The 15,560-nt window shown below is 57.1% G+C and carries 19 protein-coding genes and 1 pseudogene; 9 read left to right on the forward strand and 11 right to left on the reverse strand.

The window, feature by feature from the left end:
• Window positions 1-80 precede the first annotated feature (80 nt).
• The 3 genes and pseudogenes from AC0L3N_RS23455 to AC0L3N_RS23465 all read left to right on the forward strand — a co-directional run.
• Window positions 81-256 (forward strand): annotated as a pseudogene (locus AC0L3N_RS23455) (transposase); the annotation flags it as partial.
• A 435-nt stretch (window positions 257-691) separates the two neighbouring features.
• The gene (locus tag AC0L3N_RS23460; RefSeq protein ID WP_473549705.1) at window positions 692-1,081 is read left to right on the forward strand and encodes a hypothetical protein; all 390 of its coding nucleotides are present in this window, start codon (window positions 692-694) and stop codon (window positions 1,079-1,081) included.
• A 1,514-nt stretch (window positions 1,082-2,595) separates the two neighbouring features.
• On the forward strand, window positions 2,596-2,979 hold the full coding sequence (locus tag AC0L3N_RS23465; protein ID WP_473549706.1) for a hypothetical protein: 384 nt from the start codon (window positions 2,596-2,598) through the stop codon (window positions 2,977-2,979).
• 221 nt (window positions 2,980-3,200) lie between these two features.
• Here the strand turns inward: AC0L3N_RS23465 and AC0L3N_RS23470 are convergent, their stop codons facing one another.
• The 5 genes from AC0L3N_RS23470 to AC0L3N_RS23490 are packed head-to-tail and all read right to left on the reverse strand — an operon-like array spanning window position 3,201 to window position 4,676.
• Window positions 3,201-3,575, reverse strand: coding sequence for a hypothetical protein (locus AC0L3N_RS23470; RefSeq protein ID WP_473549707.1), 375 nt, complete (start codon window positions 3,573-3,575; stop codon window positions 3,201-3,203).
• A 57-nt stretch (window positions 3,576-3,632) separates the two neighbouring features.
• Complete coding sequence (locus AC0L3N_RS23475; RefSeq protein WP_473549709.1) at window positions 3,633-3,815, reverse strand: hypothetical protein; 183 nt, start codon at window positions 3,813-3,815, stop codon at window positions 3,633-3,635.
• Window positions 3,816-3,859: 44 nt separating this feature from the next.
• A complete protein-coding gene (locus tag AC0L3N_RS23480; protein ID WP_473549710.1) occupies window positions 3,860-4,123 on the reverse strand; it encodes a hypothetical protein in 264 nt (87 codons plus the stop codon).
• Window positions 4,116-4,445, reverse strand: coding sequence for a hypothetical protein (locus AC0L3N_RS23485; RefSeq protein ID WP_473549712.1), 330 nt, complete (start codon window positions 4,443-4,445; stop codon window positions 4,116-4,118). Before AC0L3N_RS23485 ends, AC0L3N_RS23480 begins: the two co-directional genes overlap by 8 nt.
• Window positions 4,446-4,448: 3 nt before the next feature.
• Window positions 4,449-4,676 carry a hypothetical protein gene (locus tag AC0L3N_RS23490; RefSeq protein ID WP_473549713.1) on the reverse strand — a complete coding sequence of 76 codons (228 nt, stop codon included), beginning with the start codon at window positions 4,674-4,676 and terminating at the stop codon, window positions 4,449-4,451.
• Between the two features lie 270 nt (window positions 4,677-4,946).
• Here AC0L3N_RS23490 and AC0L3N_RS23495 point away from each other — a divergent pair, with 270 nt between their 5' ends.
• A complete protein-coding gene (locus tag AC0L3N_RS23495) occupies window positions 4,947-5,288 on the forward strand; it encodes a hypothetical protein (RefSeq protein WP_473549715.1) in 342 nt (113 codons plus the stop codon).
• 116 nt (window positions 5,289-5,404) lie between these two features.
• On the opposite strand, the gene AC0L3N_RS23500 is transcribed toward AC0L3N_RS23495, so the two are convergent.
• Window positions 5,405-6,607 carry an IS256 family transposase gene (locus tag AC0L3N_RS23500; RefSeq protein WP_473549717.1) on the reverse strand — a complete coding sequence of 401 codons (1,203 nt, stop codon included), beginning with the start codon at window positions 6,605-6,607 and terminating at the stop codon, window positions 5,405-5,407.
• 229 nt (window positions 6,608-6,836) lie between these two features.
• On the opposite strand from AC0L3N_RS23500, the gene AC0L3N_RS23505 reads away from it, so the two are divergent.
• Entirely contained in the window at window positions 6,837-7,844 is a 1,008-nt protein-coding gene (locus AC0L3N_RS23505; protein WP_473549718.1) for a DUF262 domain-containing protein, read from the forward strand.
• On the forward strand, window positions 7,845-8,456 hold the full coding sequence (locus AC0L3N_RS23510; protein ID WP_473549720.1) for a hypothetical protein: 612 nt from the start codon (window positions 7,845-7,847) through the stop codon (window positions 8,454-8,456). It begins immediately after the preceding gene.
• A 744-nt stretch (window positions 8,457-9,200) separates the two neighbouring features.
• Here the strand turns inward: AC0L3N_RS23510 and AC0L3N_RS23515 are convergent.
• Complete coding sequence (locus AC0L3N_RS23515) at window positions 9,201-9,530, reverse strand: KTSC domain-containing protein (protein WP_473549721.1); 330 nt, start codon at window positions 9,528-9,530, stop codon at window positions 9,201-9,203.
• Between the two features lie 100 nt (window positions 9,531-9,630).
• The gene (locus AC0L3N_RS23520) at window positions 9,631-10,794 is read right to left on the reverse strand and encodes an SH3 domain-containing protein (protein WP_473549722.1); all 1,164 of its coding nucleotides are present in this window, start codon (window positions 10,792-10,794) and stop codon (window positions 9,631-9,633) included.
• Window positions 10,795-11,670: 876 nt separating this feature from the next.
• Between AC0L3N_RS23520 and AC0L3N_RS23525 the strand changes: the two genes are divergently transcribed.
• From AC0L3N_RS23525 to AC0L3N_RS23535, 3 genes are all read left to right on the forward strand, one after another.
• Complete coding sequence (locus tag AC0L3N_RS23525; RefSeq protein WP_473549724.1) at window positions 11,671-11,844, forward strand: hypothetical protein; 174 nt, start codon at window positions 11,671-11,673, stop codon at window positions 11,842-11,844.
• A 140-nt stretch (window positions 11,845-11,984) separates the two neighbouring features.
• A complete protein-coding gene (locus AC0L3N_RS23530; RefSeq protein ID WP_473549725.1) occupies window positions 11,985-12,182 on the forward strand; it encodes a hypothetical protein in 198 nt (65 codons plus the stop codon).
• 456 nt (window positions 12,183-12,638) lie between these two features.
• Window positions 12,639-13,334: a hypothetical protein gene (locus AC0L3N_RS23535; RefSeq protein ID WP_473549726.1), complete on the forward strand. Its 696-nt coding sequence runs from the start codon at window positions 12,639-12,641 to the stop codon at window positions 13,332-13,334.
• 145 nt (window positions 13,335-13,479) lie between these two features.
• On the opposite strand, the gene AC0L3N_RS23540 is transcribed toward AC0L3N_RS23535, so the two are convergent.
• The 3 genes from AC0L3N_RS23540 to AC0L3N_RS23550 all read right to left on the reverse strand — a co-directional run bounded on the left by AC0L3N_RS23540 (window position 13,480) and on the right by AC0L3N_RS23550 (window position 15,410).
• Complete coding sequence (locus AC0L3N_RS23540; RefSeq protein WP_473549728.1) at window positions 13,480-14,022, reverse strand: hypothetical protein; 543 nt, start codon at window positions 14,020-14,022, stop codon at window positions 13,480-13,482.
• A 190-nt stretch (window positions 14,023-14,212) separates the two neighbouring features.
• The gene (locus AC0L3N_RS23545) at window positions 14,213-14,884 is read right to left on the reverse strand and encodes a hypothetical protein (RefSeq protein WP_473549729.1); all 672 of its coding nucleotides are present in this window, start codon (window positions 14,882-14,884) and stop codon (window positions 14,213-14,215) included.
• Window positions 14,885-14,975: 91 nt separating this feature from the next.
• A complete protein-coding gene (locus tag AC0L3N_RS23550) occupies window positions 14,976-15,410 on the reverse strand; it encodes a hypothetical protein (RefSeq protein WP_473549730.1) in 435 nt (144 codons plus the stop codon).
• Window positions 15,411-15,560: the final 150 nt, after the last annotated feature.

Genomic DNA, 15,560 nt, shown 5'->3' on the forward strand with positions numbered 1-15,560 from the left:
GGCGGGACGGCAAGCGTCGTGAGCGCCAACGGCGCGACCGAGGCTTTTCATATTGCGGCAGAATCTGATTCAGGCTCATCATGAGCCGATATGACCTGACTGACTTCGAATGGCGCGTGATCGAGCCTATGTTGCCGAACAAGCCGCGAGGCGTGCCCGCGCGTCGATGACCGGCGGGTGCTCAACGGGATCTTTATGGGTGCTGCGATCCGATGCGCCATGGCGCGATCTGCCAGAGCGATACGGCCCACGCACCTAATGATGCAGCACCTCGCCAAGGTTTCGCTTGTCGAACGTCTGGCCACAGACAGGGCAGAACTCGAAATGCGCTGCTTCGTCGTTCACAGGTGGCCCGTGGCGCTTGCCCCTGATCCCCGTTGCGGGGTAGTTGGTTCGATCTCGGCTCACGCTGGTCGCTACCGTGCATACTCTGATTGGGACGGCCCGACAGCCTATCGGGGGTGACCATCGGGCCTAACCAGCGGAGGGCAACTAGGGTTCGTTCGCCGGCTGCGAATTATATGCCACTTTCATGCATCGTTCCTAATTAGTAAAATGGTTATGGTCCGTCGACGCGGCAATGCGCTTTGATGAACGTCAGCTAAATGGCGGGTTCAAGACGAATTCATCACTAGAAGCGCAAGTTCCCCCAATCCTCATAGATGAGTTCTGAGGACAACGGGAGGAAGAAATGAACGCACTGCTTGTGAAGACCACGCTTGCATTCGTGCTTGCCAGCTCACCTGTTGCCGCCAACGCGGGCGGTTTCCTCGGCGACATCGTTAACGAGTTCGTCCCCGGTGCGGGCACCGCAATGGACGACTGGAATGACGAGTTCAAGAGCAGGCAGTCTGATGAAAGCGTCTGGAACCAGGTCGACGACTATCTCTCTGTGGACAACGATGGCTTTCGCTCGGCGCGGCCCACCCCGTCCAAAGCGCCGGACTATCAGACCCAGGCCATGGGCTATCACTGCTGGACCTATCTTGGCCGTTCCGGCCAGGGCGCGCCCATGCCGCTCGGCTCGCAATGCCACGTGATGGTCAACGGCATGATGTATGTGGGCCAGATCGGCAACTAGGAATGTATTTCCCAACTAGCTCGACTTCACCCATCTCTCCAAGCCCCGGCCAATTCGCCGGGGCTTTTGCAGCACCCGCAGCGTTTTTGCATCGGGCGCAATAAGTGGCACCTGCGGTTCGAAGATTTTGTTCGTGCTGCCTTCGTCAAGAAAGCTCAACCGCTACACATTAGTTAGCAGTTACCGTCGTCCCCGTCGGCGCTGACCGCCCAAGGCTTGTGGCGGTCACGCGTCTTAGTCAAAACGTACTACATAACAGGTGCTAAATACTAGCTCCAAAAAATAACTCCATGCGATTTTCTATGTCATGACAACGACACAATTAGGTCGAGATTAGACTGCGCGGTTTAAAATCTTAGGAGAGAACTATGCGTGTCATCCTAGCAGCAGTGCTTTTGGTTTCGGCGTTTTCCGTCCTTCAAGCCGCCGACTTTCACGGCAAAGCCGATTCAACAATAATCGCCTTCGCGGTGCCTACGCCAGACGTAAAACAGAGTTTTCCTGCGTTGAAAGTAAGCGAGTGCACTCAGAGTTGCCGGATAGTCTATGAACATTGCAAAAACATCGGCAACGAGGACTGCCGCGAGAGGTACAACGTCTGCCGCGACTCCTGCTGATTGATCCCATATCGTTTGGCGGCCGGAAAGTGTCGTGCTGCCTGCGTCGAACATGAGTATTAGCCGGGCCGGACCGATTGATCTGGCCCGCCACGACGCTCAAGACTTTCACTGCTATCCTATGGCCTGCTGCATGGACGCCTATAGGGAAGTCTGTCGTTCTAACCACTGGGATTGACGCTATGGCCATTCTAAGAATCATGTTGCTCGCCGTAAGTGTCTTGATGACAACCAGCGTCTCGGCTTTTTGCAGTAGTTGCCCAACTTTTCAGAAGGATTACCAGCTTTCCGTTGGACAAATGCTGAATATAGCATGGCCCGTTTCGTTCAGCATGCGTCTAGAAAAAATAGATGCAAATGGTCATCCGAAAGGGAGAATGAAATTCAAGAACAGAGTTATACACGCTGGTTACTGGTTCTTTGGTGAAGACGACCCCTTTGTAGTCAATGTGAGAGATCAGAACGGGGTTAATTGCGAATTATCTGTTTACTGGTTATACACAAATCGAAACCTCGATCCAACGGAGGCGGGATTTAGGGTGTCGTTGTTTTGACAGTTGTCTACAGCATCTCCGCTAATATTTGAATCGTCCTGTTTCCCGATAGCGAGGTGATCCACCGGGGTCTGAAGGACGGACGAGACCCCGCGGCTCGGCCCAAGGCACCGACGCGATGGTTCATCGAACCGGCAGCCGCGGCTGCTTGCAAACAGGGACCTAAAAATGACAGGGAAGCCCTTTGGCAGGCTTTATGGCTCTCTCCGGCGCCGCGAGAGCGAAACAAGCATGCCCACGATATCGCCACCGCCGGTAGCCGGCTTGTTGCGGTGGCCGGCTTCCACTGCCCGGCGAGCCAGACGCGATCTATCATCTGATCGACGCGGCCGGCCTGGAAGGGATGGTATCGAAGCGTCGAGACAGCAAATATCGCAGCGGCCCAACTACCAATTGGCTGAAGACAAAATCCTTCACCGAAAGCGAGTTCGAGCTTCTCGGAGTTGAACGCGAGCGGGGCAAGCCGGCGTTTGCTCTGATGGCTGACCCAGGCACCCGCAAATATGTCGGCAGTGCGTTCGTGAGAATCAACCGCGAGATGAGGGAACGACTTTGGAAAAGAGTCCAGGAACATGCCGGGCCACCGCCCAAGGATATGCCAAAGCGGCCGGCAACGCAGTGGGTCAAGCCAGGCATCAAAGCCCGCGTGAAGCACCTTCGGGGCGAGGAAGAACTTCGCCATACCTCACTGCAGGACTTCTGGGATGAAACCACGAAGAGGCGATGAAGGCAGACTTGTCCTGACAGAAACTCAGCGTTCATCCGGGGCTATCACTGGTGCCTTGATGTCCGTCCGATAGGACCAGCGCAGTTTTATCTCTACAACCTCGACGGGATCAACGCTCACGCAATCCGATTTCCGGTTCCTGTATTCTGGAATCTCAACCCAGATGGTGCATCGATAATATCGCGAATCATACTCGGGGTAATGTTTCCGATAGAAGATAACTACCGTGTTGACACCATCCAGCACCTCTTCGCGCAGCCGGTGACAATCCGAACGGCGGACATTGTCAACGATACTGTACGGCGTGCTGCGCCAAGCCCGGAAGGTGCGCTCCGTTTGTACGCGATGCCATTGTCAAAGATCGTCTCTTCATACATCACCTTGCGTTTGTTGTGGAACATCTTGATCACGAGGTTCCACGTCGTCTGAAAGGTAGGCATCCTAGCGAGCGCTTCATTAGCCGCAGCAATAGGGTAACAAGCGTCTTCAATCTGCTGATTGTTGCGCAAATCTGCATAAGATGCCGAAGGCAAACACGCCGCGCTGACGGCAAGGGCGGTGAATCGTGTCAAAAGGCTCATCATCGTTGGAAGCATGTCTCGTCTGGCGCGGTGAGATGGAATCTCCGACTGAATTAGACCATGCCTGGGGCCTTAGAGGAAGCGCTCGCCGTCGGCGCGGTGCTCGAAACAGAACCAGTGCGGCGTCTGCCTCGGCTTGGCGAAGCCCCATCCCGCATTCTTGCCGCAGCCGCGATGCTCGCACCTATGGTGTTGAATGCCGGGGCGCGTGACGGGCTCCATTGCATCCGGAAGGCGGATCCGTTCGTCGCTCATCCTACGATCCTTCCTTCTGAGCAGGAGGTGGGCTAGCCACCTCTTCACTCCATGTCGGGCACGTCACCGCCAACGAAGAGCGTAGTCGGTTCCCCGTATTCGCCGAGCGCGGGATTGGCTTCGCGCGACCATGCAATCACACCAGCATGTTTCGCCGCCAGACCCTTGGCGGTTCTTATCGCCCGGTCTTCGGTCTGCTGCTCGGCTGGCCCAAAGACAGGCTGAAGGTCGCCGCTCTCGTCGCGGTCGAAGGCGGTGACCACGATGAGTTTAGTGGTCTTCTGCTGTGGGAGGATGTTCTCAGACACGTTGGTTGCCTTTCCGCTGGGCGGGGAGTTGGACAGCAGGCATGGGAAGTCGCTCCGGTTCCCTGGGATAAATCGCAGTGGCACCGATCAAAGGCACCATCGACAGTTCCCGCTTTGGAGCTTTCTGTTCGCCCTTTAGGTCTGCGATTTCCTCGTCACGTCTTGCTATTCGGCTTTCCAGATTGGCGATACGCTCGGTCAGCAAGTAGCGGCCGACTAGGAAGCCCCCGCCTCCGAAGAGAACTGCAAACGTCGCAAAGACGACCGGGTTCGCCAGCACCAGCGCTGAGTTGGCTTCTAAAAAGGCGATAAGTTCCTGCATAGTCTATTTGGCGCGTCCAAGGTCATCAAAGACAACCGGCGTGTCGTCGTAGCTGACAGTTGCCAGCCCCGGGTGCCGATGCACTATGACGAGTATTTTGGTCTCCAGCTCACAGTTGTAGGCCATGAGCGCCTTTACGGTCTCGAGCGGGTTGTCGTAACGGGCGATCAGCTTGACCGCTTCGGAGTGCAGTTCCGCCTTGGCCTCGGGGTCCAGATGCATAATGCCCATTTTGGTGCCTCCTACCGCGTGGCCCGGCGCGGTGCCGACAAGGCGTCCAGGCGCTCTTGAAGATGACCGTTGAGGACGGTCATTTCCTGAGCGCCTTCAGCACATCCCCGTCGTGGACGGCAACGGACCTGTTGGCGGTGGCCTGTAGGGTAGCCTCTTGGCGGCTGTCGAGCGTCACAATGCGGTCCATGGCAGTGCCTCCAAACATTCCATGGACGCAGTGAACAAAATAGGAACAAATCTGTCAAGAGTGGATTGACCAGAAGAGGAATGGGTTCCTATTTTTGGGTCATGCCTGACACTGGTGGAAGACGTAAGCGTGGCAGCGAATGGAAGCTCAGCAATGCCCATGAGGTCGGGCAGCTTGTGCGCGTCCAGTGCGGGCTCTGCAGTGTCAAGCGCTGGTATCAACCGGGAGACCTGAAGGAAATCTTCGGGGACATTGAGGCTGAGCTGGTGGGGAGCAAGATGAGCTGCGAACGCTGCGGAAAGCACGATTTCATGCATGTCGAGACGCAAAACCCAACGGCGCGAGAACGCCAGGGCATCCGGGTTAGGCGGCTTGCTCACATAAGAGTGGTGCGCCGAGTGGTCTGGCGCGATGAGGACTGAGGAAGGCTGACTTCGGACCGATAGCGGACTTCGGACAACACATGGTGGACGGCCGCTCGCTCCGCCGACAGCGGACTTTGGGACTGTCAGGAATTCTGTGCGCGAGGCCGATTTCGTCATTGGCTGACGAACCTCTCGCCGAAGACGACGGCGAACTGGGTCTTGGCCTCGAACCACTCGCGCGGCGGTCGTTTCCATTCCTCGGCGGCGTGGTTCAGGACCAGGTATAACAGTTTCATTGCCGCGTCGTCATTGGGGAAATGGCCTCGGGTGCGGACGGCGCGGCGCAGTTTCGAGTTCAGCGCCTCGATCGCGTTCGTGGTGTAGATGATCCGGCGCACGCTTTCGGGGAAGGCGAAGAACGGTACCACGTGTTGCCAGTTGCGCCGCCAGCTCTGGGTGATCGCCGGATACCGCTGGCCCCAGTAGCCGGCCTCGAATTCCTCCAGGGCCTTCATGCCGGCTTCGGCATCCTTTGCCCGGTAGATCGCGCGCAGCGCCGGCAAGACCAGCTTACGATCCTTCCACGACACGAACTCCAGCGAATGACGGATCAGATGCACGATGCAGGTTTGGACCACGGTCTGGGGGAAGACGGCGTTGATCGCCTCGGGGAAGCCCTTCAGGCCGTCGACGACGGCGATCAGGACGTCGGCGACGCCACGGCTCTTCAGTTCGTTCATGACGCGCAGCCAGAACTTGGCGCCCTCGGTCTGCTCGATCCAAATGCCGAGGATCTCCTTCGTGCCGTCCGGCAGGATGCCGAGCGCGATGTAGACGGCCTTGTTGCGCACGAAGCCCTCGTCCCTGATCTTCACGCGGATCGCATCGGAGAAGACGAGCGGATAGACCGCATCCAGCGGGCGGTTCTGCCACTCGGCCACTTCCTCCAGGACGGCGTCGGTGACGGCCGAAATCAGGTCCGGCGACACGTCGATGCGGTAGAGCTCCTCCAGATGGCCGCGGATCTCGCGCACCGTCATGCCGCGCGCGTACATGGAAATGATCTTGTCGTCGAAGTCGGGAAAGCGGCGCTGGTATTTGGCGATCAGCTTCGGATCGAAGGTCCCGGCCCGGTCGCGCGGGATCGACAGCGTCATCTTCGACGTGCCCGTCAGAACCGACTTCCTCGAATGGCCGTTGCGGCGATTGGCGCTGCCGTCAGTGCGGTCGTCCTCGAGATGCTCGTCGAGTTCAGCGTTCAGAATCCGCTCTGAAAGCGCCTTCTTCAGGTCGTCGAGCAATCCGTCCTTGGCAAACACCTCATTCGCATCGCGGCCGGCAAGCAGTTGGTCCAGAAGTTCCTTCTCGATGGCCATGTGATGATTCTCTCCTTTCCATCATCATGGCCTCGCGCACAGAATTCCTGACAGTCCCGCGGACTTTCGAGCCTACCGCTTACAACCGCCTAGCTTCGGCTTCGAACCGTGGTACGTCCCATCTGATCCGCTAATGCGTGGTGAGCTTTTCATACGCATCCCCGGCACAACCATAGCCAATGAAAGGAGCGATGTGCCACAATGATCGTAAAGAATCTCGGGGGCATATATGGACCGCGTCGACTACGAATCTCTTATCATCCAAGACCTGCTAAACTTCCACAGCAATGAGAGCCTAAATATCAGCCCGTGGTACCAGCGGCGCTCGGTATGGTCGAACCCGCAAAAAGCCTACTTGGTCAACACCATCTTTGAAAAGAAGCCAGTACCGAGCCTCTATATTCGTCACCAGATCGATGTGGATCTCGAAAAGAGCATCAAGGAAGTTGTCGATGGGCAGCAGCGCATTCGGTCGATTATCTCTTACCGTGCCGATGATTTTGCCGCACGGCATCCGGAGCACAATAGGAAAGTCAAATACTCTGAGCTGACGAAGACACAAAAGGGTGCGTTCTTAGCTACTGCGCTCTCGGTTGGCTATTTGATCGGCGCCCAAGATCAGGACGTCATCGAGATTTTTGGTCGTATCAATTCGATCTCTAAGACGTTGAACCCACAAGAAAAGCGTAACGCCCAGTACAGCGGAGATTTCAAGCAATTCTCGCTAAGCCAGGCGGCCGAGCGGCTGCCGTTCTGGCGTGCCACAGATGTTTTCTCAGCCTCTGATATCTCGCGCATGCAAGAGGTGCAGTTCATCTCCGACCTAGTCATCAATATGATCAATGGTCTCAGTGACTTCAGCGCAACCGCTATTGACAGGTTCTACAAGGCCAATGACGAGGATTTTACGCAGGTCGACGACATAACAATGCGCATTGATGGGCTTTTTGCAAAGCTTGCTGTCGTTCCGGCCGGAGCCTTCAAGGACACTGTCTTCAAGCAATACCAACTCGCGTTCAGCTTAATGGTCGTCGTCGACCGGCTCCGAGCACAGAACCCGACACCGGCGAAGATCGAGCAGGTGATGAGAGACATCGACGAGCAAGTCGCCGCCTTTCAGGAACTCGACGTTAAAACTGACGAACAGACCACGTTCCTTGAAGGGTTCACGGGTGGCAATCTGCACCGAATTAGGACCCGAACGATCCGCGATGAGGCTCTTGCAGCGGCGTTCTAAATGCCATCGCTCGCTGACGACTACACCGCGTTTAGGGCTGAGACGGCACGGTTGACAGGTATCCTGGCTTCGACGACGAATCTTGCGCCTGCACATCGGAAATTCGTAGCGGAGATTGCGCTGCTGCGGCTGGCGATCCTCATAGAGAACTCGATGAAGTCGATATTCTGCAAGCTCAGCTGTGGAGCGGCGTACATCAACGGAGCCGGGCCGATGGTGCTCACGCAGCAGCGTAACATCCCCTCTGCCATCAACGCGATGCAGAACCACGGGCGCTCCAAATTTCGATACAGCTTGCCATGGAACGATGGGCCGGAGATCCGCGACAACATCCAGTTTCTTATCGACCCAACCGACCAGTGCCACCAGGAGCTCAAAAACTACGCTGGCTTCCTGACGGAGATACGATGGATCAGAAACCACATCTCGCATCGAAATGACAACTCGCGAGCGAACTTCGTGAAGCTCATCCGGCGATACTACGGCGCCAGAGTTCCGGGTGTCACCTGCGGCAACCTCTTGGTTTCGCCGCGCGTGTCAGGTACGCGACCGCTTCTTGAGACGCACATTATCACTGCAAACGTGATGATGAAGGACATCGTTAGAGCATGAGGCGCTGACGTCTTGAAGATAACTCATCAAAAGAACAGCGGGCGGTCCTCGTTCCGGGCAAACCAGAAATTCCGCTGAATACCGCCTGTCTCGGGGTCCTTGTCGTTCGGTGTGGGCTAGGCTCCGCGAAGCTCGTCACCGGCACCACGCATCGATGCTCGACGCCGACATACTGCGCCAGTGGCCATACTGCGGATTGCGTATGTTGGTGGTGCCGGCCCCACCGCAGATTGGCAAGCTCACGTTCACCGTCCGGTGCATTGCGGACCACGGGGCCGAATTGGTTGGGATAGATGTCAATGGACGCTTCAAGGTTGCCCAAGATGTCCCGCAGGGCGCGGGTCCACTGCCGGATCGGCTCTTTGCGACGTGGTGAGGTTGTAGGGGTCGCATATGGCTCACCTGATGCCGGTTAACGACGCCGACGCTTGCCCGCCAGTGCTTCCGATAGTCGGTTTCTGGCGGTAGCCCGAAAGTCTGGCTCGACGACCATTCGCGCCCACGTCTCCAAAAAACCGATTCCCAAGGCTCGGTAGCACCAGAACTGTAGCAGGACGAACATGTTGAAGACCCACCAGATGCCAAACGGAATGAGCATTACGTCGGATAGGCCAGCAACGCCCATGCTCGCCGCCCAGACCCCCAACGCGATTGAATAGATCAAGCACCCAACCCAAATGCTTATTGTGAGCTTTATCTCCAAGGGCCAGGATCGAAAGGCGGCCTTGCTGAACATGGACATTGTCAAAACTCCGGCACCGTTTTGTCTCTGCAACCGAACTTGCCGCCCGTCCCTGAATCCTTGATGCTCCCGCTGTAGAAAGTCCCCTTGGACCTTGCCGCCAAAAGGGCGGACACGGTGCCTTGGTCAATCTCGCAGTAGTGATACCAAACCTGCTTGAGCCGAATGAGCATATAAGAGTGCTCAGCGTTGTAGCAGACCCGCTTGACGACACTGCCATCTAGCTCCTCGGTGCATTCGAACTTGGCAAGGTCCACCGGGCCGCGATACTTCACGTCCACCGTTTCTGCAGCCACGGCCGACCCCGAAGCCGTGGCCAGCAGCATCAGCATTAGCCCGACCGTCGCAACACAGGTCTCCAGGCCGGTCCTTAGCCTCTCCCACAATGGATTCGCCCTACCCATTCCCTTCGAATATCGCGCCAGCGGCCCCTCAACGGCAGCAGACTTTGCGGACATAGGTGTTGCCAAAAGTCATGTGTGCGTCGTCAGGAATAGCACCCCGTGCTTTCAGTTCCGCCGCGAGGTTCTTAGCCATCACCTGATCGAAGGTGTCTTTAAGGGTGATTGCGAACCATCCGTTGGTCGCAAGATAGGCCGTTAGGGGGATCGAGGAGGAGCGAACATAGGCCGACGCATCAGCGAGGTTGTCGAAGCTTTTGACCTGTATGTGACGCTGCCCGAATGGCCCGCTTTCATACTGGTCCACATATACCCAGGTGTCATGCATATAGCCAATCAGCCCGTTGAACTGCACCCGATACCAGCGTGCCGCATTATCAAGGATGGCAACCGGGCTCCCGTTGGGGAGATTTACGAGTGTAGCCGACTTTCCGTTCGCAAGAGTCTTCAGCGGGGCCGCGCCTTTGGGATGCCGAATGCGGCCGGAGTGTGCCCCGGGAACGGCAAGTGATGAATTTTCAGAAGCCGGCGGCAAAGAGGCAACGGTCGGCTGCGACGGTGCTGGCTGGGGCGATGGTAACTGGCTCGCAACCGGCGGTTGGCTTGCCTCAAAGTCCAACGTAACGACCTTGTATTTCGCCATCTCGCTCTTGGAAAGGTAACGGATGTCGTCACTGTCATATTGCAGCGAAAGCTGAAGCAGAGCGGGGTCCACACCCATCTCGACCATATAGGTGATGATCTCGGCGGTCATTTGCTGAACACCGGAAACGGCATCCTCGGTGCTCATCGAGATATCGCCACTGAACGACGACTTGTGAACGCCAATGGCACCGGGTTCGGCGTAGCGTAAGACGCCGCCAAGGAACGCCAGAGAACAGGCCGAAGCACACTCGACAGCTCTGAACTGAACGGTATTAAGGCCAAGCCTGCGAATAAGGCGACCAAGCTCCATTGCCTTCTGGATGTTGCCACCAGGTGACTGGAATGTGACCGCTACTGAGGCATTGGACCGTGCCAGCGCCTCGAAGCCTGACAGGTCGTCCTGATAGGCGAAATCACCCGACACGAAAATGTAGCGGAGCCCGGCATCAGTCTGCCCAGCCTGGAACTGCAATCCTGCATGGGCCGCCGCGGCTCCCAGCAGCACCGATGCAAGACACAACAGGACGCGAACGGAAAAGCTGCGAGACATGGCCCAAGAACACCCCCAAAAGGCAGCCTAGCGCCAGCGGACGAGACTGTCGAATCCTCGTTGCAGATTTGGTGATAGCAACCTTAAGTTCAATCGCGACCGGCGGGAGGCGCCGGCAATCTCTTCCGTGTCAGTGTGATGTCGGATTGTGGTCGCGTCGATGGTATCATGTACAGCCTTCCGCTTTGGCTCAATCAGCTCCTCGGGTTGAACCCGGAAAAAGGATGAGGGCGGTAAAGCTATGATTACGTGGCCGACCAGATAGGATTTCGTCACAAACCACTCGCGCAGCACAAGGACCGCGCCAGCGCCTTGCTTGACGTCATTCGCGCTAGGCGCGCCCGCCAGAGGCCCACCGCGTCGCTGATGCCTCCGCCGGCGCCGCAGACGATGATCTCGGAGCCCGCGCTCGAAAATAGTCCGCCGCCCCACGGTGGCGGGCCTTTAAACGGCCCGGGGGAACAAGAGACCGGCGATCCCGGTTTTCTGTCGCAGCTCCAGGCCGCGCCCTACGGCCGGGGGGAAGGAAGAACTGGATATGCTAAACAAAATTAAAGATCCATCATCCAGGCCCGACCCGAAGAAGACACCTGTCCGCCGTATCGACAAGAAAGTACCGTCAGAGCTTGAACATGTCGATCCGCCACCGCGGCACCGACGCCAAATCCAAACGGCGATAAGAATTCCTAACCGCCGGCACAGACGACGAATGCCCCCGCTGCTGCCTCACGGGTTCGGGAGGGCTGGCTTAACGCTCCATTGCTGATGGCAGGCCGCGGTGTTTTGGTGGTCAAGCGTCTCCTTCGCTCCGAGGCTGCAACAACCGGATCGAGCTTCGTGAGGCGACCGCACGCACCAGCGAGGCCGAGAAGGGCCGTGGCAGCCCACAAAGCGGCAACGCCGCACCGCGGAGCTTGTCGAGACAGGGAATGCCTGCTGGCCGCCAAGGGCTCGTTGCCGCATGGCGAGTTCGGCCCGTGGCTGCGCGACGAGCCTGTCACTCACGATATGGCGCTGAAGGCGATGCGGCTGCCCAAAGCTGAGGTTTAGTGGGAAGAAAATCGGGCTGATCTATACCTCCCGATGCGAGATGCCGGCAGATCGCGTCCAGATGCCCGTTCCAGCCTTTAGCTCAGCTTGCCCATGATGGCTTTCAGTGGTCTGGTGGATAGCGTGTTGAGGGAGGCAGGATGCGCAAGACAATCGGTATAGAAGAACTGGATAACTTCGAGGTCGATGGTGACCGGCTCTATTGGAAGGGCACTGCTGTCGTAATGGAACGCAAGCTGACGCTCGACTGGTACCAGACCCTGCTCGCGACTGCTGCGGCTGCGGGGGCCCTTCTTGCCGGTGTCCATCCGTTCGGCGTCACCTTTGGCTGGTGGTAACTAAGCCGGTTCGCCTCTGCCCTTTCCGCTGGCGGCTTCGGTGCCGACCACAACCTCGAAAAGGTCACATGTGAGCGAATCTCTTCTTGGCCATTTCATAGCGTGGATACCTATGGTGGTAATCTTGGCTTTTTATGCACACTTCATAATGAAGCTAGTCCGCGTTCAACGAGGCTCAGTTGCTGCGCTCGAGAGAATTGCATAGCAGCTCGAACGGATGGCCGAGCGACTTCACTTCGCCGTTTTTGAATAGGCCGGCGAGGGAGACGACGCGCCGACATTTGCGGTCGAGCGTTCGCAGTAGCAGTTCAGACTGCCGGCAGTAGCGACAAACACGATTATCGCTGGCACTATTAGTCTCTGAGAACAGAGGAGACCCTACGAGAACGGCGGATGGCTGGCGCTCGACAAGCAGTCCCGCTAAGGTCAAGCGCCCTACAATCTTCAGGCGCGCCAATGATCGACTTCACCAAAATCCTCTCTCAACCTACACGGTGGCCGAGCGCCGGCGATGTTCTCTTTGCTCAATCGCCGTCTGGTCGACACACTCCGATCCAACAAAATCCTGCTGATCGCCTTCGCTACATGATTGATGGATATGAAGACGCGGCGTCGCATTTAGTCGCCAAGGCGCTGCGCGATTCGCACGCGGACGAAGCCCTCATCTATCCAATCGTGTTCATGTACCGCCATCTGATCGAACTCTCTCTGAAGGAAATGATCGAGACTTTCGGACCTCGGGCAGGAGTTGAAGCTGATCGGAAAAACCATCGGCTCTGCATTCTTTGGGAGAAGTATCGCAAGGTCTGTGTCGCGCTCAACGTCGCCGATGACGACGAAGCCTACCCGCATATGTCCGCGATTATTGCTGAATTCGACGGCGTCGATCCGGGCTCCTTCAGTTTCAGATATCATCTCGACAAGCAGGGCGGTTCGGTCGATCTCAAACACGAAGCGATAGACCTTGCCCGGCTTGGGGATGTGATGCGCGGAGTTACCAACTATTTCGGAGGCGCATATTCCTACATGTGGGACAGAGAAAGTTTCATGCGGGAGTACGAGGCAGAGCAAGCTGCCGAGTGGCGCGCCGAGCAGGCTGCAGAATGGCGCGCCGAGCAGGAAGCTGAATGGCGAAGTCAGCACTACGAATGATCAGCAGCGGTGGTGGCGCTGCTTGGGCCTTCTAGGTTTCCTTCTGCATCGGTCGAAATTGCTGCGACCCAGAACTCGTACGCGTCATGGTGCGCTTCAATTAAGTGTTCTTCTGGCCAATCGTTGAGGCCGGACGTCATCAAAGTCAGTTGGCCCGCCATCTCACAGCACGCGCGAACCACGGCTTCCACTTCGGAATACGTGACTTTAGCCTTTTTATAACCTCAGGCCACTTGATGTGTGCGATCTGGTGGTTCCTGAAGGACTGGATCCTCCCGAAACCTTTGAAATCGACCTGACGGTAAACGGAGAGAAACTTCTCCAGCGCTTCCGAGCAGGTCGTAAACGCGTCTCCCGTTGGCTCCTGGCCGCCGGAGTACCATTGAACCACATCCGCCAATGCTGTTGGCTGGTTGAGAAACCGATAAGCTGACTGCAGTGAGACTTCGGATTGGCGGTCCATGACCGCGAACAATCTGATCAGCGTCATCATAATCATTTCTTGGCGAACTTCGCTCGCGCGTTCCTTCGCCAAGGCGCTCTTGCCACGTGTCTTTTTGATCGCTTCATTGATGCCAGAATACATGCCGTATGCCCGACCGGCCATCGACGTCCAGCTGTTCAACTCGGGAGCCATCCGAGCAACTTGCTGGACCGTAGGTATAGACAGCTCGACTTTAGGCTTCATAGAAAACCGTCTCCCGCATGAGTACCGGTCGGCGCGACGAACGTAGGTCTCCACAGATCGAGGATCCCGGTGGCGGCTCACTTCCATGATGCGGCGGATCAAGGCCCGGTTGTCGGCGGCCGATATGATGAAGCGCAGCGAGTGGCCCTGACCAGGCGGGCCACATCGACCCCAGCGGCACCGCGTATTTTCAACGAAACCAGTCCATTACACGTTCAACGAAACCTGGAGCCTGCGTCGAAAACACTGCCCGGAAGCTAGTGGGTTGGTCGCTCGAAAATGCTTCTGCGAGGGGCAGTGAGTAGCTAGCGGTTCTTCCGTCGTCGGAGACAGTGCCGCTAGTTTCAACGATCCGGGGCGCTGTAAGACTCCAAGCAATTGTCCGTCCCGACATCTTTGCCAAGAAGAGCGCTTCCATACTTTTCGCCATTGGGTTGTCCGCTGCTTTGTCGTCGTGCTTAAGGGCGGGAAGGCTTACGACGAATTCGTAGTTGTCCCCCAAACGCTTGAACTCAACGCCTTGGCCCTTGTCTCCATTCAGCTTCGCTTTCGAGAGTGCTGCAATCACGTCGTCTAACTTGCCGATAACCGTCAAAGTGCAAACGGCATCACGCCCGCCCGTCGACTTTACCGCCGTTCCTTGCACGCCTTTGTTTCGAAATGCGTTTTCGTCGCACCATTTGTCGCCTTCTCCGTTAGGAGCGAGCGCAAGCAAAGCTGCGTCGACCGCGATGCGAATTTTCGCGGTTGCAGTTCCGTCGCTGCCGATATCGATATCTTGCTTCAGGTCGAAGCACCCAGCCAACAACAGGCAGATCGCCGCAACCACGACCGGCAACCTCACAGCCTTATTCAGGTTCATATCAGCATTCCATCCTCCGAGTCGGCGTATGATGCGCGCGCAAGCTTCGCCCCGAAAGGGCGTGTTTGACGATTGAACGTGCGCCAGGGTCCTATCTGACAGCGCACGTTGGGAACTGACCTGCCGCCCGATCCGCAAGAGCTTTCGTTACCTCGGATTTGGTGGCGCACGCCCTCGCAAGCTTGACGCCGAATCCTTGGCCCTCCAGGCAGCGAACAATGTAGCGGTCTCGCAAATCGGCATTCACGTCATATGTCGTGCTCGAAGCGGGGATGTTTATTGCTCCGACTCGGTTGCAGGTCGTCATAGTGCCATACGTGTTGCATTGGATCGTGCCGGGATTGTTGTAGCCGGGGTTAACGTCGGTCGCCAGCGACTGCGGAATCTCTCTGAACGAGTTGATTTTGCATTGATCGGTCGCAGTCTGGGTTGAGTTGAGATCAACACCAGGCTTGAAGACCACATAAGCCGGTGTGGACTGACATCCAGCAACAGCCAGTGCCACGAAAACATAGCGTTTATGCATGTTTCTCCCCCCGCCGGCACTGAACGCTAAAAGGGTCGCTTCCGCAAGGGCCTGCCGCCGTTAGCTCCGCTGTCTATGCCGCCGCCTCCCTTGAGCCTGACGCCGGCGCCACCGCCGTTCTCAGGGATGAACTCGACGCCAGCCGCCTCT

It is taken from the genome of Mesorhizobium sp. WSM4807 (assembly GCF_055811615.1).